Consider the following 14,692-nt stretch of genomic DNA (forward strand, 5'->3'; position numbering starts at 1 on the left):
ACGACCGGGTGCAGTGCGGGTGCCCGCACCGCGGGCGGTGGAGCCGGTCAGAACCGGGAGACCGCACCGGTGCCGTCGGCGATCTCGATGGCCACGGGCTCCTCGTCCCCGGCGTTGCCGTCGTGGACGATGAACACCGCGGCGGGCTCTCCCTCCGGGAAGGCGCGGATCGTGACCGACCCCGAGGTCGCGGCGTTGAGCACCTCCATGGCCTGGCGGGTGGCCGCGCGCAGCACCGCCGTGGGCAGGGGCCTGCCGCGCTCGTCCAGGATGTCCACCAGCACGCCCCGGGCCCGCGCCGCCCGCGTGACCTCGAGCAGGTAGGGGGTGGCGATCGACCGGCCCCGGATGGAGTCCCGCAGCTGCGCCTCGGTGAGGCGGAACTGTTCGATCTCGTACTCGGAGACGGGGGAGGGGTCGTGCGCGATCCGCTCGAGCAGCCCGCCCGCGAGGCGGCGCACCTCGTGCACGCGCTGCACGGAGGCGTTGACCGTGTCCTGCTCCGCCTCGTCGTGGGAGCGCGCCGAGATCACCATGTCCCGGGCCTCGGCGAACGCGGCGGAGGCCCGGTCGTACTCCCGGGCGATGAGCTGGCTCGCGAGCAGCAGGGCCGCCGCCGCGGCGTTCGTCAGCGCCGCGTCCCAGAGGCCCAGGGCGGAGCGGGCGCCCCACGTCATGGACACGGCGACCGCGATGACGAGCGTGGCCCAGCCCCACCCCGCGCGGCGCCGGATGCCCAGGACCACGAGGAAGCCGTCGAAGCCCAGGGTGAACCACTGCCCGCCGAACAGCTCCGCCTGGGGGTTCAGGGCGTCGTAGGAGCGCTGGATCGACACCAGCATGAGGAGCACGCCCAGGGCCGCGGGCAGATCGGGCAGCCGGCGCTGCCGGTACGGGTAGACGACCAGCGCCACCGCGACCACGTAGGTCACGAGCGCGGCCTGCATGAGGTCCGGCTTGTCCATGCTGGGCGTCTGCAGGATCCCGAGCACCACGGGGATCAGGAAGAACACCGTGGCGGCGACCAGGCTCAGGGGATGGAAGAGGGTGCGGGAGATCACGGCTGCGCGTCCCGGGGCCAGAGGATCGTGACGCGGGTGCCGCGTCCCGGTGCGCTGTCGACGTCCACCGCGCCGCCCACGTGGCGCACGTTGCCCAGGATGGACACGCGCACCCCGAGCCGCCGGGAGTCGATGCTGCGGACCTGGAAGCCGCGGCCGCGGTCCACCACCTGGAAGCGAAGGAAGAAGCCCTCGGGGTTGAGGGGGGTGGGCGGGCACACGCCGCCGTCCATGGTCACGAAGGTGACCTCGGTGCCGGCGTGGCGGGCGCTGTTGGAGACCGCCTCGGTGACCGCCTGCACGAGCGCCTGCGCCGTCTCCACGGGGATGAGCGGGCGCGGCTGGCCGGGGGGCCTGATGTAGGGGGTGATGCTGTTGAAGCGCACCCGGTTGCGCCACGGGGACAGGGACTCGAGGAGGTCGTCGAGCAGGGTGTGCACCATGGTGGTGCCCTTGCCCTCGGCGCGGCGCTCCTCGAAGGCGAGGACCTCGAGGGCCCGCTGGGCCAGCTCCCGGGTGCGCCGCTGGACGGGGCCCGGGGCCCGTCCGGCGTCCAGCAGGGCGGCCATGACGTTGTCGTGGATGAGGCGGTCCAGCCGCTCCTGCTCCTCGGCCTGCGAGCGCGAGCGGTTCAGCTGCAGCTCCTGCGCGATCGCGGCCGCGTACACCTGGTCCGCGTTCTGCCCGCCCTTGTAGACCAGGCTGATCAGCACCACGAGGACCACGCCGAACGCGATCCGGCTCGTGGCGTCGAACAGCACGCCCATCACGTCCGCCGACTCCGTGGTGCGCACCATGACCAGGACGTAGAAGACCGTGACGGACGCCAGGTACGCGACTGCCAGCTCGATGCTCCACGCGACCACGGTGGCGGCGGCCGCGAGCAGGATGAACGGCTCCACCCACGGGTCCTGCGGCGGAGCGGCGCCCGTCCAAGCGAGCGGGAGGGTCAGGACGGTGAGGGCCACGAGCACCGGGGCCGCGAGCACCGGCCACATCCGCACCTGCCGCCTGGCGCCCTGGAGGAGCATCGCGCCGCCGTTGACCAGGAGGGCCAGCAGGAACACCAGGTGCCACCGTTCGAAGGCGCGCAGCTGGTCCTCGACGATGGTGAGGGCCTCCAGGAACAGCGCGACGACGACCAGCCCGTGGCAGATGTTCGCGAGCAGGTGGATGCGGTAGGAGTTCATCCCCAGCTCCTGCGGCGAGGTCGGCACCAGGAGGCTGCTGCGGCGCCGCCGGGCGGGGACCTTCCGGTAGGCGAGCGGGGGCCGGTGCGCGGCGTGGCTCACGGAGCGGCGGCCCTCACCGGGGCGAGGGGCGGATCACAGATGCTTCTCCGCCGTGGTGATGTCCGCCGTGGGCTCGACCAGGCCGTCCTCGATCGCCCGGATGCGCAGGTCGATCTTGGTGGGCGCCGGGCGTCCGACGCGCGCGTACTTCTCCCGGATGCGGTCGATGTTGGTCTTGACGGCGCTCTGCTTGATGCCCATCCGGCGTGCGACCTGGACCTGGGCGAAGCCGGAGGCGTAGAGCCGCAGGGTCTCCTGCTCCCGCGGGGAGAGGCTGGCCCGGGAGAACTCCACGTCCCCGTCGATCGCGGCGGCGAGCTCCTTGGTGATCACCGGCTTGCCCTCGGCGATGTTGCGGGCCTCCTCGATCGCGTGCTCGAGCGGGTCCGACTTGCGCACCAGGCCCAGCGCGCCGGCCCGCAGCGCCTCGCGGATCAGCGCGGCGTTCTCGCCGATGCTGAAGATGAGCACCTTCATGCCGGCGGCGCGCAGCAGCTCCACGTTGGTGGCGGGTCGGGACATGTCGTCGAGGGACAGGTCCAGGAGCACGACCTCGCACTCGATCCGCTTGGCGCCCTGGGCGGTGAGGGCGGGGTTCTCGGGGTCCCGGCCCAGCTGGTCGAGGAGTCCGGGGACGCTGGAGGCCGATCCGACGAGCTTCACGTCCGCCTGCGAGGTCATGGAGACGAGGCGGACGCCCTCCCGGACGACCTCGTGGTCATCGACGACGGCGACAAGGGTGGACGGCATGGGTGTTTCCTCCGGGTGCTGCTCGGTGGGCCGGTCCGCAGATTTCCGCGTGGGGGTGACGGATCTCACCGAGGTGCTCCGATTGTCCCCTCTTTGGTGGTCGGATGCGAACCCGACACGGTGCCGGGACGCAAAGTTACCGGGCCCGGTCCTCCGGTCCGTCCCCCCAGCGATCGACCCTGCGGTGGTAGCGGACGCCCCACAGCCCGCCGAGCACCGCCGCGAGCAGGTCGACGGCGAGCACGGCGAGGACCGCGAGCAGGCCCGGGACCAGCAGGTCGCCGATCAGCGCCTGGGCCGAGACGCCCACGGGCGCCAGGCCGACGGTGTCGGCCCACACCAGTCCCGCGACGGTGGCCACGGAGCGGCCGAACAGGGACCACAGCCACACGGACACGCCCTGCCGCGCCCCGGAGAACCGCGCCATCCGGCCCGCGGCGTAGCCGCCGCCCAGGAACGCGATGAACTCGACCAGGCCGAGGGCGGCCGCGCCCGTCCAGGCCGCCGCGGACCCGGCGGCGAGGTCGTCCACCACGCCGCCGACCCCGTCCACGAGGCGCAGCCCCAGCGCGGCCGCGGTCAGGCCCGCCAGGGCCAGCAGCAGCCAGGACAGGGCCATGGCGCTGAGCCAGCCGAAGAAGCCGGGCACCAGCTGGAGGCCCCCGAACTCCTCCCGCTGCCGGGCGAGACGGGTCGCGGCGTCGACCGGGACGCCGGAGGACGGGTCGCCGGAGAACGGGCCGTCGGGTCCGGCGCCGTAGCCGGGCGCGGGGCCGTAGCCGGCCGCGGCGCCGGGGGCCCCGACCGCGGGCGTCGGGTCCGTGCGCGGCCGCGGGTCCTCCGGCACCGGGCGCTGGGCGGTCACCGCCGGCAGCGGCCGGGTGTGCTGGTCGTCCTCGTCGTCGTACCAGGACCAGTCCTCGGTCCCGCCGCTCCCGGCGCCCCCCTCGGGGGCGTCGTGCGGCGAGCCGCCGCCGGCCGGGGCGGCGAACCGGCTGACCGGGGGCAGCGGCCGGGTGGCGTCCGGGGAGTCGTGCGGACCGGTGTCCGACCAGGGCGTCGGGTCGTCGGGGGAGGGCGGGCCGGGGGTCGAGGAGGGCGTCATGGCACCGGAGTCTACGGCCGGTTCCCGGACCGGGCCCGGTGAGCCGTCCCGTCCGGCACGGGGTGTCGCCGCGGCCGGGCGGCCGGGCGCCGCCGCCGAGTAGGGTCGGGACCATGCCTGTCGACACCGTCCGCGAGTTCCTGCGTGCCCGCCCCTGGACCGCCAGCTACGACCCGGGCGTCCCCGCGGACCTGGACCTGCCGGAGACGTCCCTGGTGCACATGCTCGAGCGCTCCGTCGCCCGCCACGGCGCGAGCACCGCGCTCGAGTTCTTCGGGGCCACGACCTCCTACGCCGCCCTGGGCCGGCAGGTCGACCGCGCGGCCGAGGGCCTGCGCCGGCTGGGCGTGGGCCGCGGCGACCGGGTCGCGATCGTCCTGCCCAACTGCCCGCAGCACGTCGTGGCGTTCTACGCGGTGCTGCGCCTGGGGGCCGTCGTCGTCGAGCACAACCCGCTCTACACGGCCCCGGAGCTGCGCCACCAGTTCGAGGACCACGGGGCGCGCGTGGCGATCGTCTGGGACCGGGCGGCCGAGCGGGTGCGCTCCCTGCCCGCGGACCTGCGGGTCGACGCGGTCGTGTCCGTGGACATCACCGCCGCGATGCCGCGGCCGAAGCGGCTGGCCCTGCGCCTGCCGCTGCCGGGCGCACGCGCCTCCCGCGCGCAGCTCACCGGCCCCGCCCCGGGCACGATCCCCTGGCGGGAGCTGCTGGCCTCCGCCCCGATCGCCGCGGAGCACCCGCGGCCCGCCGCGCACGACCTCGCGCTGCTGCAGTACACCTCCGGCACCACCGGGCTGCCCAAGGGGGCGATGCTCACGCACCGCAACCTCGAGTCCAACGCCCTCATGGGCCGGCACTGGCTCGGCTCCGGCGAGCGCGAGGTGGTGCACGGCGTGCTGCCGCTCTTCCACGCCTTCGGCCTGACCCTGGGCGTGACGTTCGCGATGTCCCTCGGCGCGCGGCTCGTGCTCTTCCCGACCGTGCGCGCGGACCTGATCCTCGGGGCGATGAAGCGCGCCCGCCCCACGGTGCTGCCCGCGGTGCCGCCGGTGTACCAGAAGCTCCTCGACGCCGCACCGGAGCAGGGCGTGGACCTGCGCGGCATCCCGGTGGCCGTCTCCGGGGCCATGAGCCTGCCGGTCCCGCTCGTGGAGCAGTGGGAGCGGGCCACCGGGGGGATCCTGATCGAGGGCTACGGGCTGACCGAGTGCTCCCCGCTGGTGGCCTGCAACCCGCTCAACGACTCCCGCCGGGCGGGCTCCATCGGGATCCCGTTCCCGTCCACCGACATCCGGCTCGTCGACCCGGACACCCTCGAGGACGTCCCCCCGGAACACCCCGGGGAGCTCTGGGTGCGGGGCCCGCAGGTCTTCCAGGGGTACTGGAAGCGCCCCGACGAGACCGCCCGGACGCTCACGGACGACGGGTGGCTGCGCACCGGCGACATCGTCACCGTCGACGAGGACGGGTTCCTGCAGGTGGTCGACCGGCTCAAGGAGGTCGTGATCACCGGAGGGTTCAACGTGGCCCCCAGCGAGGTCGAGGACACGCTGCGCCGGCACCGCGCCGTGGCGGACGCCGCGGTGGTGGGGCTCGCCGACCCCAGCGGCAGCGAGGTGGTCGTCGCCGCCGTGACCCTCGTGCCGGGCGCCGAGCTCGACGAGGCGGCCCTGCGCGAGCACTGCTGGGCGGGCCTGGCCCGCTACAAGGTCCCCCGGCGGATCGTGGCCGTGGAGGAGCTCCCGCGCACGATGCTCGGCAAGATCCAGCGCCGGGAGGTCCGCGAGCAGCTGCGGCGCACGGGCGTGCGGCTCTGAGCCCGGGCGCTCAGGGCAGGTCCGCCTCCGGGGCGACGTCCCGGTAGGGGACCCGCCGGATCGACCGGATCCGGCCCAGCTCGCCCCACTCGTCGCGCCCGAGCCGCGCGATCGGGCGCAGCGTCCGCACGACCGGGCCCCGCTCGTCCATGTCCTCCTCGTCCACGACCACGTGCGTGACCTCGCCGAGGACCAGGAAGCAGTTGCCCACGGGGATGGGGTCCGTGTGCAGCCGGCACTCGATGGCGGCGGGGGACTCGGCCACGCGGGGGACGGCCACGGTGAGCGAGGGCTCACGGGTCAGGCCCACGGCGTCGAACTCGCTGATCTCGGGAGGGTAGTCGGTGCTGGTCGCGTTGATCCGCTCGAACAGCCCCTCGGGCGCGAAGCTGACCACGAACTCCCCGGTCTGCCGGATGTTGCGGAGGCTGTCCTTCTCGCCGACCGAGACGAACTGGACGATCGTGGGGTTCTCCGAGGCGACCGTGAAGAACGAGTGCGGGGCCAGGTTGTCGACGCCTGCGGCCGAGCGGGAGCTGACCCACGCGATGGGGCGGGGGACCACGAGGGACTTGACCGCCCGGGCGAAGGAGCCGTGCCGGTCGGCGGTGATGTCGGTGCGCATGGGCCCATTGCACCACCTCGACGGGCCGGGGGCACAGGGCGCGGCCCCGGGGTGCACGGCGGCAGCGGAGTCGATTAGAGGTCACCGATGTCCTAATGGAGCATTTTGGGTGTACTCTGTGGATCAATACGACGGGTGGCGGTCGACGACGACCCCTCCGACCGAGCGGAAGGGCCAGGTGCCACGATGGAGATCCGGCAGCTCAACTACTTCATCGCCGTGGCCGAGGAGCGCCACTTCGGCCGCGCCGCCAAGCGCCTGCACATGGCCCAGCCGCCGCTGTCCCAGCAGATCCGCCAGCTCGAGGAGCAGCTCGGCGTGCGGCTGCTGGACCGGACCACCCGGCGGGTGGACCTCACCGCCGCCGGCCAGGTGCTCCTGGACCGGGGGCGGCGGATCATCAACGAGATCGAGGCCCTCAAGGCCGACGTCTACCAGGTGGGGCAGGGGGCCACAGGCGTGCTGCGGGTCGGCTTCTCCGGCTCGGCCACCTACGGGGTGATGCCGCGGGTCGTGCGCTGGGCGAAGGAGACGATGCCCGGGCTGTCCCTGGCGCTGCACGGCGAGATGCTGACCCCCGCCATGGAGGAGGGGCTGCGGGAGCACACCCTCGACGCCGCCCTCCTGCGCCCGCCCGTGGCCTCTGCGGACGTCGAGTACCGGGTGGTCGCCCGCGAGCCGCTCGTGGTGGCGCTGCCCTCCTTCAGCGCCCTCGCCGTGGACCTGCCCGTGGCCGTGCACGAGCTGCAGGACCAGGAGTTCATCACCTACCCGCCCGACTCCGTGCTCTACCGCACCGCCGCGGACCTCTGCCGCCAGGCCGGCTTCCAGCCCCGGATCGCCCAGGTGGCGGGGGAGACGTCCACGCTGCTGTCCTTCGTGGCCGCCGGCGGCGGGGTGGCCGTGGTGCCCGCCGGGGTGCGCGCCTTCCAGCTCGAGGGCGTCGTCTACCGCGACATCGAGCACTCGCCGCAGATCGAGCTCGCCGTCGCGTGGCGGCGCGAGGACCGCTCCGCGCTCCTGCACAACTTCATCGACCTCGTCGTCGACGTCCAGGCCGCCCCCGGGTCCCCCGGCGGCACGCCCGTCCCGCCCGCCCAGGAAAGGCCCGCCCGCCCATGAAGATCGCGACCGTCGAGGCGATCCCCTACTCGATCCCCTACGTCCACCCGCTGCACTTCGCCTCGGGCGCCGTCCACGAGGCGGACCACGTGCTGGTGCGGATCACCACCGACGACGGGATCGTGGGCACCGCCGACACCCCGCCGCGGCCCTACACCTACGGCGAGACCCAGAAGTCCATCGTGGCCGTCGTCGAGGACCTCTTCGCCCCGCAGCTGGTGGGCCTGGACGTCCTCGACCGCGAGAAGGTCCAGGCCGTGCTGGCCCGCACCGTCCACAACCAGACCGCCAAGGGCGCCGTGGACATCGCCCTGTGGGACGTCATCGGCCAGTTCCTCGGGCAGCCGGTGACCAGACTGCTGGGCGGGTTCACCGACTCCATGCGGGTCTCCCACATGCTGGGCTTCAAGCCGGCCCAGGAGCTGCTGGACCTCGCCCTTCGGTTCCGCGAGACCTACGGCATCACCACGTTCAAGCTCAAGACCGGCCGGCACCCGATCGGCCTCGACGTCGAGGCCGCGGCCGTGCTGCGCGAGGGCCTGGGCGAGGACGCCGAGCTCTACATGGACGCCAACCGCGGCTGGTCCGCCAACGAGGCCATGGAGGTGCTGCGCCGCACGGCCGACCTGGGCCTGCAGTTCCTCGAGGAGCCCGACGACGCCCGCGAGGTGCTCGGCCGCCGCCGCCTGGTGGAGCGCTCGACGATCCCCATCGCCGCCGACGAGTCCGCCCCGAACCTGGGGGAGGCCGCAAAGGAGATCCTCACCGGCGGGGCGAACCTGCTGGCGGTGAAGACCGCCCGCTCCGGCTTCACCGAGGCCGCGAAGATCGTGGGCATGGCCGAGGGCATGGGGGTGGACGTCTACGTGGGCAACCAGATCGACACCCAGGTCGGCACGATCGCCTCCGTGGTCTTCGGCGCGGCCCTGGCCCACACCTCGAAGCGGGCCGGGGAGCTGTCCAACTTCCTGGACATGTCCGACGACCTCCTCGCCGAGCCCGTGGTCATCGCCGACGGCCGGATCCGCGTGCCGGACGTGCCCGGGGTGGGCACCGCCGTGGACGAGGACAAGCTCACCCGCTACCGCACCGACCGGTAGACCCGGCCCGGTAGACCCGGCCCGGTAGACCCGGCCCGGGAACCCAGCCCGAGATCTCAGCCCGAGAACCCATCCCGACGGAAGGACGCACCGTGAAGTACCTGGTCCACATGGACATCGACCTCCCCACCGACATGCCCGCCGAGGAGGCCGCGGAGATCAAGGCCACCGAGAAGGCCTACTCGCAGGAGTTGCAGCGCTCCGGGAAGTGGCCCGAGATCTGGCGCGTGGTGGGCGAGTACGCCAACTACTCGGTCTTCGACGTCGACTCCCACGACGAGCTGCACGACATCCTGCAGAACCTCCCGCTGTTCCCCTACATGGACATCACCGTGGTGCCCCTGGCCAAGCACCCCTCCGACGTGAAGTAGCACCGGCCCGCCCCGCGAGATGGCGGACGACGGCGACCCGGCCACCGGCTGTCGCCGTCGTCCGCCACCTCGCGGTCGTCCGGGGACGGTCAGTCGGTGGAGCGGTAGCGGGCGGCGAGCTCGCTGCGGGAGCGGATCCCCAGCTTCCCGTAGATGCGCGTCAGGTGGTACTGGACGGTCTTCTCCGCGAGGAACAGGGCCCGCGCGGTCTCCTTGTTGGTGGCCCCGCCCGAGACCAGCTCCGCCACCGCCTGCTCCTGGGCGGTGAGCTGCACGGCGGTGCGGCCCACGGCGGCGAGCACCGGGTCGGAGGGGTCCGGCAGGTTCCCGACGTCGAGACCGGTGGCCTTCAGCTCGCGGTCGCAGCGCTCCACGTACGTGGCGGCGCCCAGCGAGTCGTAGAGGTCCCGCGCGGTCCGCAGCACGGTGGACGCCAGGCGCCGCTTGCCCGCACGGCGCATGCTCTGCCCGAAGGCGAAGCTGATCCGGGCGCGCAGGTACGGGCGGTTGAGCCCGCGCAGGTGGCCCAGGGCCGCCTCGAAGTGCTCCCGCGCCGTGTCCGGGTCCCCCTGCGCGGCGAGGATCCGGCCCCGGGCCCAGGAGATGCGGGCGTCGTCGGAGGGGATCCGCCGCTCGCGGCGCACGCGCTCGAACGTGGTGAGGAACGCGTCCGCGTCCTCGAGCCGGTCGGTCATCACGAGGGCGTTGACGTAGGTGTCCTGCCACGGCCAGAAGGAGACCCGCTCGTCGGTCCACGGGTCGAGGTCCGTCAGCGGCTGCAACACCCCCAGCGCGCTCTCGTAGTCGGCGCGGGCCTCGTGGAAGCGGGCCCGCGCGAGACTGGCCGGGACCTGCATGGCCCGGTAGGTGCCCGGCTGCACGGCGGCCTGGGAGACGTAGTGGCGGGCCCGGTCCCAGTCCCCGCGCATCGACCACAGCTCCGCGGCGGTCCAGTACAGGAGCGGGCGGATGAGCGGCATCTGCGAGGTCTCGAGGCGCACCGAGGCGCGGGAGACGGTGGCCGCCGCGGCGTCCCAGTCGCCCAGGACCAGCTGGGTGCGGGCCAGCCAGGCCTCCGCCCACAGGGAGATCCGCAGGGACCCGCCCCGGTACTCGGTGGGGGCGGCCGCCTGGAAGTTGACGAGCGCCGTCTCGACGTCGTCGGCGCGCAGCGCGAGCCACCCGGCGCCCATCTGGACGCGCTGCTTCTGGGCGTTCTCCGCCGCGTGCTCGAAGGCGCGCTCGTAGGAGGCCTCGGCCTCCCGCAGCCGCCCCTGGGCGAAGAGGCCCAGGCCGTAGATCGCCTCGGACTCGATGTGGGCGGGGGTGCCGGGGGCGGTGAGGGACATCGCGGTCTCCGCCCACCGGGTGATGACGGGTCCGTCCCAGGAGGCCACGCCGTGCAGCACGAAGCGCTGGGCGATCTGCGCGGCGGCCGCGGGGTCCCGCTGCCGGTTGCTCGTGCGCCAGGCCATCTCGAGCTGGGTCTGCGCGCTGCGGTTCTGCCCGGACACCGTGGAGAGGTAGCCGAGCACCGACGAGCGCAGCGGGGAGGACGGCATGGCGTCCACGGCGGCCGCCCACATGCCGGCCTGGGCGATGTCGCCCGAGCCGACCAGGGCGTCCACGGCCCGGAGCAGACGGTCGTTGCGGGCGCGCGCGTCCGCGGAGAGCCGGGACGCCGAGAACAGCGCCGTGGCGACGTCCTGCCAGGCGCCCACCATCGCCTGCCGCGCGGCGAAGGCCTCGAGCTCCACGGCCAGCGGCTCGTCGGGCCCCGGGGTGGCCGAGACGCGGTGGCCGAGCCGCTCGCCCTCCTCCTGCACCACGGTCGCGGACCGCCGGTGCAGCGCGATCCGCCGGCTCGGCACGATCAGCCCGTAGACGGCCTCCGCGGCCCCCGGCTCGAAGAACTGCACGACCGAGCGGGCCTGGTCCACGGAGAGGTCCAGCAGCCCGGCGCGGTGGCCCTCGTCGAGGGCGTCCATCAGGGCGTCCACCCCGCTGACGTGGGCCACCTCGGACAGGCCCGCGCTGCGCCCCAGCACGGAGACGGCCTCGGCCGTGCGGATCAGGTCGGGCGAGGCCCCGGTGAGGACGCTGTGCACGCGGGCGCGCACCCGGGAGCTCGCCGGCAGGTCCGCGAACCAGGAGTGCCAGGTGTCCTCGGGCAGCTCGCGCAGCAGCTCGAGCACCTGCTGGGGGAGCCCGCCGGTGTGCCGGACGAGCCGGTGCGCGGCGGTCGCGCCGAGGTCGAGGCCGAAGAACTGCCGGGCCGCGGCCCGGACCTCCTCCGCCCCGAGGGGCTCGAGGGGGAGGCGCTGGACCTGGTGGCCGGTGAGGAAGTCCAGCACCCCCGCCGGGACGTGCCACGCCTGCGCCGGGTCGAGGGTCAGCACGAACATGACCCGCTTGCCGTGCATCCGGCGCATCACGAACACCAGGATCCGCAGGGTCTGCTCGTCCAGCCGGTGGGCGTCGTCGACGGTGACCACCACGCTGCCGCGGGTCTGCAGGCTCTCGAGGTGGGTGCTCAGGGTGGCGGCGTAGTTCACGGCCTGCGCGGGGCTCAGCTCCGCGACCGGGGCCGAGGGCGGCGCGGGCTCGCCGTCGAAGCCCCGGGAGGAGCGCAGGGGCGGGGCGAGCATGAGCTGGCTGTACCCGGCCAGGGCGAGCTGGGACTCCCACTCGTCGCCGGTGGCGCTGAGCACGCGGACGCCGCGCGCGGCGGAGCGGCAGTGGTCGAGGAACAGCTCGAGCAGGGCCGTCTTGCCCGAGCCCAGCGGGCCCTCGAGCACCACGGTGCGGACGTGGCCCTTGCGCACGGTCCGCAGGACCTCGAGGAGCTCCTCGAGCGCGGCCGCCCGCCCGACCAGCGGGAGCTCCTCGCCGGGTTCTCCGTGCTGCAGGCCCGCCGTCATGGCCGCGAGTCTACCCGTGGAGGGGGCGCGGCCACGGCGGCGGGCGTCCGCCCGGAGACGGCTCAGCCGAGGTCCCCGCCGGCGACCGGCAGGACGCTGCCGGTGACGTAGGAGGCCTCGTCGGAGGCGAGGAACACGATGGGCGCGGCCTGCTCGTCGAGCGTGCCGTAGCGCTTCACGAACGAGGAGTCCACGGTCTGGTCGACGATCACCTGGTACCAGGCCCGCTCCTGGGCGCTCTCGGCCTCGGGGCCGCGCTTGACCCTGCGGGGCGGGGCCTCCGTGCCGCCGGGGGCGGTGGCGACCACGCGGATCCCGCGGCCGGCGACCTCCATGGCCAGGGACTGGGTCAGCGCGTTCACCCCGCCCTTCGCCGCGGCGTAGGGCACCCGGTGCATGCCGCGGGTGGCCACCGAGGAGACGTTGACGATCGTGCCCGAGCCCTGCTCGAGCATGGCCGGGAGCACCGCGCGGCAGGACCACAGGGTGGGGAAGAGCGAGCGGCGGATCTCCTTCTCGATCTTCTCCTCGTCGTACTCCTCGTAGGGGCGGGCCCAGATGGTGCCGCCCACGTTGTTGACGAGCACGTCCACCCGGCCGTGGGCCGCGAGCGCGGCCTCGACGGCCTGCTGGGCCCCGGCCCAGGTCTCGAGGTCGGCGGTCACGGACGTGGCGGCACCGCCCGAGCCCGAGGCCTCGGCGGCGCGGACGATGCCCCGGGCGACGTCGTGCACCAGCTCGGCGCGGTCCACGAGGACGACGGCGCCGCCCTCGGCGCCGATCCGCTCGGCCACCTTCTGCCCGATGCCCTGCGCGGCGCCGGTCACGACCGCCACCCTGCCGGCGAAGCGGCCCGGGGTGAGGAACTGTCCCGCGTACGGTGCGCCCATCAGCGGCCGGCCTCCTTGGCGTCGATCGCCGTGGACATGGTCTGCTTGGCGTCGCGGGCGTGGGCCATGATGACCTCGCGGGCGCGCTCCTTGTCGTTGCGCTCGAAGGCCTCGACGACGTCCAGGTGGTCCTGGGCGACCCGGGCGAAGATCTCCGTGCCCCGCTCGAAGGTCGCGGCCATCTGCTCGCGCACGTCGAGCCGGCGGTAGGACTCCAGCAGCGTGGGGTTGTCGCAGACCATGAAGAGGTACTCGTGGTACTCCTCGTTGGTCCGCACGTACTCCTCGGGGTCCTGCACGGTGCCCGCGCCCACGGAGCGCGTGGTGGCCTCGGCGAGGCGCCGGAACTGCTCCAGCTGCTCCTCGGTCAGCCGGCCCATCACGAGCTCGGTGACGGCGAGCTCGAGGCCCATGCGGGCGTCGAGGTGGGCGAAGCTGTCCTCCTTGCGGAACTCCAGCCGGCCGGTCTCCAGCGAGGAGAGCGCCTCGGAGCGGGTCATGGTGTCCCCCTCGGCGGCGATCGTCTCGGGGGAGGGCGGCGCGCCGGTCTCGGCGTCGCCGCCGGTGGTCTCCTTCGGCGCGAAGCGCTCGAAGTAGAAGTTGGCGGGCTCGATCCCCTCGCGGTCCAGCCACGCGGAGACGGCGTTGACCATGGGGGGCGGGCCGCACAGGTAGATGTCGACGTCGCCGTCGTTGAGGTGGGCCGGCTCGATGATCTGGGTGACGTAGCCGGTGTGGGGGGCGGAGGTGCCCTCCTCGGAGGCGATGTGGTCCCAGGTGAAGTGCGGCAGCTTCGCCTCGTAGGCGCGGAGCCGGTCGAGGCCCACGATGTCGGCCTCGCGGGTCACGCCGTAGATGAGGTGCACGGGGGTGCTGGGCGGGTTCTCGGCGAGCTTCTCGAGGATCGACAGGAGCGGGGCCAGGCCGGTGCCCCCGGCGAGCAGCAGCAGGGGGCGCTTGGGCTCGCGCAGGAAGAACGAGCCGTAGGGGCCGCTGAACTCGACGGTGTCGCCGACCTGGGCGCGGTCGCGCAGGTACTCGGACATCGCGCCCTGCGGGGTGATGCGGACCATGAAGGCCGCGCCCTCCACCTCGGGGCCGCTGCTGAAGGAGTAGGAGCGCTCGGCGTCGGTGCCGGGCACCTTGATGTTGACGTACTGGCCGGGCAGGAACGCGAGGTCCTCCCGCTTCTCGACGTCGAGGGTGAAGGAGATCGTCGTCTCGGAGTGCTTGTCCAGCTCCTGGAGCGTGGAGGTGTACGTGGCCGCGGAGGTCTTCGCGGACTCGGCGGTCGCCGGGATCTGGATGGCCATGTCGGACTCGGGGACGGCCTGGCAGGTCAGCAGGTAGCCCTTCTCGAGCTCCTCCTCGGTCATGGCGTCGTCGATGAAGTCCCCGGGGTCGAAGGAGCCGGAGTCGCAGAAGGCCTTGCAGGTGCCGCAGGCGCCGTCCCGGCAGTCCGCGGGAATGTTGATGCGCGCCTTGTAGGCGGCGTCGAGGACGGTCTCGTAGTCGCCGACCTTGACGACCTTCGTGACGCCGTCCTCGAAGCTGAGGGCTACCTGGTGGCCCATGATTTCCTCCTGGGTGGGGGGCCGCGTCGTCGCGGCCCGTGGGAAGTGCGGGGGTGCTCGG

Annotated in this window: 12 protein-coding genes; 4 read left to right on the top strand and 8 right to left on the bottom strand. The window is 73.7% G+C overall.

Annotated elements, in window-relative coordinates:
- Positions 1 to 47: 47 nt before the first annotated feature.
- The 4 genes from CK505_RS04290 to CK505_RS04305 form a co-directional block, all read right to left on the bottom strand.
- Complete coding sequence (locus CK505_RS04290; RefSeq protein ID WP_017832667.1) at positions 48 to 1,061, bottom strand: hypothetical protein; 1,014 nt, start codon at positions 1,059 to 1,061, stop codon at positions 48 to 50.
- The gene (locus CK505_RS04295) at positions 1,058 to 2,353 is read right to left on the bottom strand and encodes a sensor histidine kinase (protein WP_017832666.1); all 1,296 of its coding nucleotides are present in this window, start codon (positions 2,351 to 2,353) and stop codon (positions 1,058 to 1,060) included. The genes CK505_RS04290 and CK505_RS04295 overlap by 4 nt, the downstream gene beginning before the upstream one ends.
- Before the next feature lie 33 nt (positions 2,354 to 2,386).
- Positions 2,387 to 3,103 carry a response regulator transcription factor gene (locus CK505_RS04300; RefSeq protein ID WP_017832665.1) on the bottom strand — a complete coding sequence of 239 codons (717 nt, stop codon included), beginning with the start codon at positions 3,101 to 3,103 and terminating at the stop codon, positions 2,387 to 2,389.
- Positions 3,104 to 3,239: 136 nt separating this feature from the next.
- Positions 3,240 to 4,208, bottom strand: coding sequence for a hypothetical protein (locus tag CK505_RS04305; protein ID WP_017832664.1), 969 nt, complete (start codon positions 4,206 to 4,208; stop codon positions 3,240 to 3,242).
- 113 nt (positions 4,209 to 4,321) lie between these two features.
- Between CK505_RS04305 and CK505_RS04310 the strand changes: the two genes are divergently transcribed.
- A complete protein-coding gene (locus tag CK505_RS04310) occupies positions 4,322 to 6,028 on the top strand; it encodes a long-chain-fatty-acid--CoA ligase (protein ID WP_095650351.1) in 1,707 nt (568 codons plus the stop codon).
- A 10-nt stretch (positions 6,029 to 6,038) separates the two neighbouring features.
- Here the strand turns inward: CK505_RS04310 and CK505_RS04315 are convergent, their stop codons facing one another.
- The gene (locus tag CK505_RS04315; protein WP_017832662.1) at positions 6,039 to 6,653 is read right to left on the bottom strand and encodes a flavin reductase family protein; all 615 of its coding nucleotides are present in this window, start codon (positions 6,651 to 6,653) and stop codon (positions 6,039 to 6,041) included.
- A gap of 186 nt (positions 6,654 to 6,839) precedes the next feature.
- Here CK505_RS04315 and CK505_RS04320 point away from each other — a divergent pair, with 186 nt between their 5' ends.
- The 3 genes from CK505_RS04320 to catC all read left to right on the top strand — a co-directional run bounded on the left by CK505_RS04320 (position 6,840) and on the right by catC (position 9,246).
- Positions 6,840 to 7,775 carry a LysR substrate-binding domain-containing protein gene (locus CK505_RS04320; RefSeq protein ID WP_035928196.1) on the top strand — a complete coding sequence of 312 codons (936 nt, stop codon included), beginning with the start codon at positions 6,840 to 6,842 and terminating at the stop codon, positions 7,773 to 7,775.
- Positions 7,772 to 8,875, top strand: a complete 1,104-nt coding sequence (locus tag CK505_RS04325; protein ID WP_035928199.1) for a mandelate racemase/muconate lactonizing enzyme family protein — start codon at positions 7,772 to 7,774, stop codon at positions 8,873 to 8,875. The genes CK505_RS04320 and CK505_RS04325 overlap by 4 nt, the downstream gene beginning before the upstream one ends.
- Positions 8,876 to 8,967: 92 nt before the next feature.
- Positions 8,968 to 9,246, top strand: coding sequence for a muconolactone Delta-isomerase (catC, locus tag CK505_RS04330; protein WP_017832659.1), 279 nt, complete (start codon positions 8,968 to 8,970; stop codon positions 9,244 to 9,246).
- 89 nt (positions 9,247 to 9,335) lie between these two features.
- Here catC and CK505_RS19005 read toward each other — a convergent pair whose 3' ends face one another.
- The 3 genes from CK505_RS19005 to benC all read right to left on the bottom strand — a co-directional run bounded on the left by CK505_RS19005 (position 9,336) and on the right by benC (position 14,631).
- Positions 9,336 to 12,167: an AAA family ATPase gene (locus tag CK505_RS19005; RefSeq protein WP_095650352.1), complete on the bottom strand. Its 2,832-nt coding sequence runs from the start codon at positions 12,165 to 12,167 to the stop codon at positions 9,336 to 9,338.
- A gap of 62 nt (positions 12,168 to 12,229) precedes the next feature.
- Positions 12,230 to 13,057, bottom strand: coding sequence for a 1,6-dihydroxycyclohexa-2,4-diene-1-carboxylate dehydrogenase (locus CK505_RS04340; protein WP_035928205.1), 828 nt, complete (start codon positions 13,055 to 13,057; stop codon positions 12,230 to 12,232).
- Positions 13,057 to 14,631 carry a benzoate 1,2-dioxygenase electron transfer component BenC gene (benC, locus tag CK505_RS04345; protein ID WP_035928208.1) on the bottom strand — a complete coding sequence of 525 codons (1,575 nt, stop codon included), beginning with the start codon at positions 14,629 to 14,631 and terminating at the stop codon, positions 13,057 to 13,059. Before benC ends, CK505_RS04340 begins: the two co-directional genes overlap by 1 nt.
- Between the last annotated feature and the right edge of the window lie 61 nt (positions 14,632 to 14,692).

Origin of the sequence: Kocuria sp. WN036, from assembly GCF_002287015.1 — a bacterium.
GTDB lineage: Bacteria > Actinomycetota > Actinomycetes > Actinomycetales > Micrococcaceae > Kocuria > Kocuria rosea.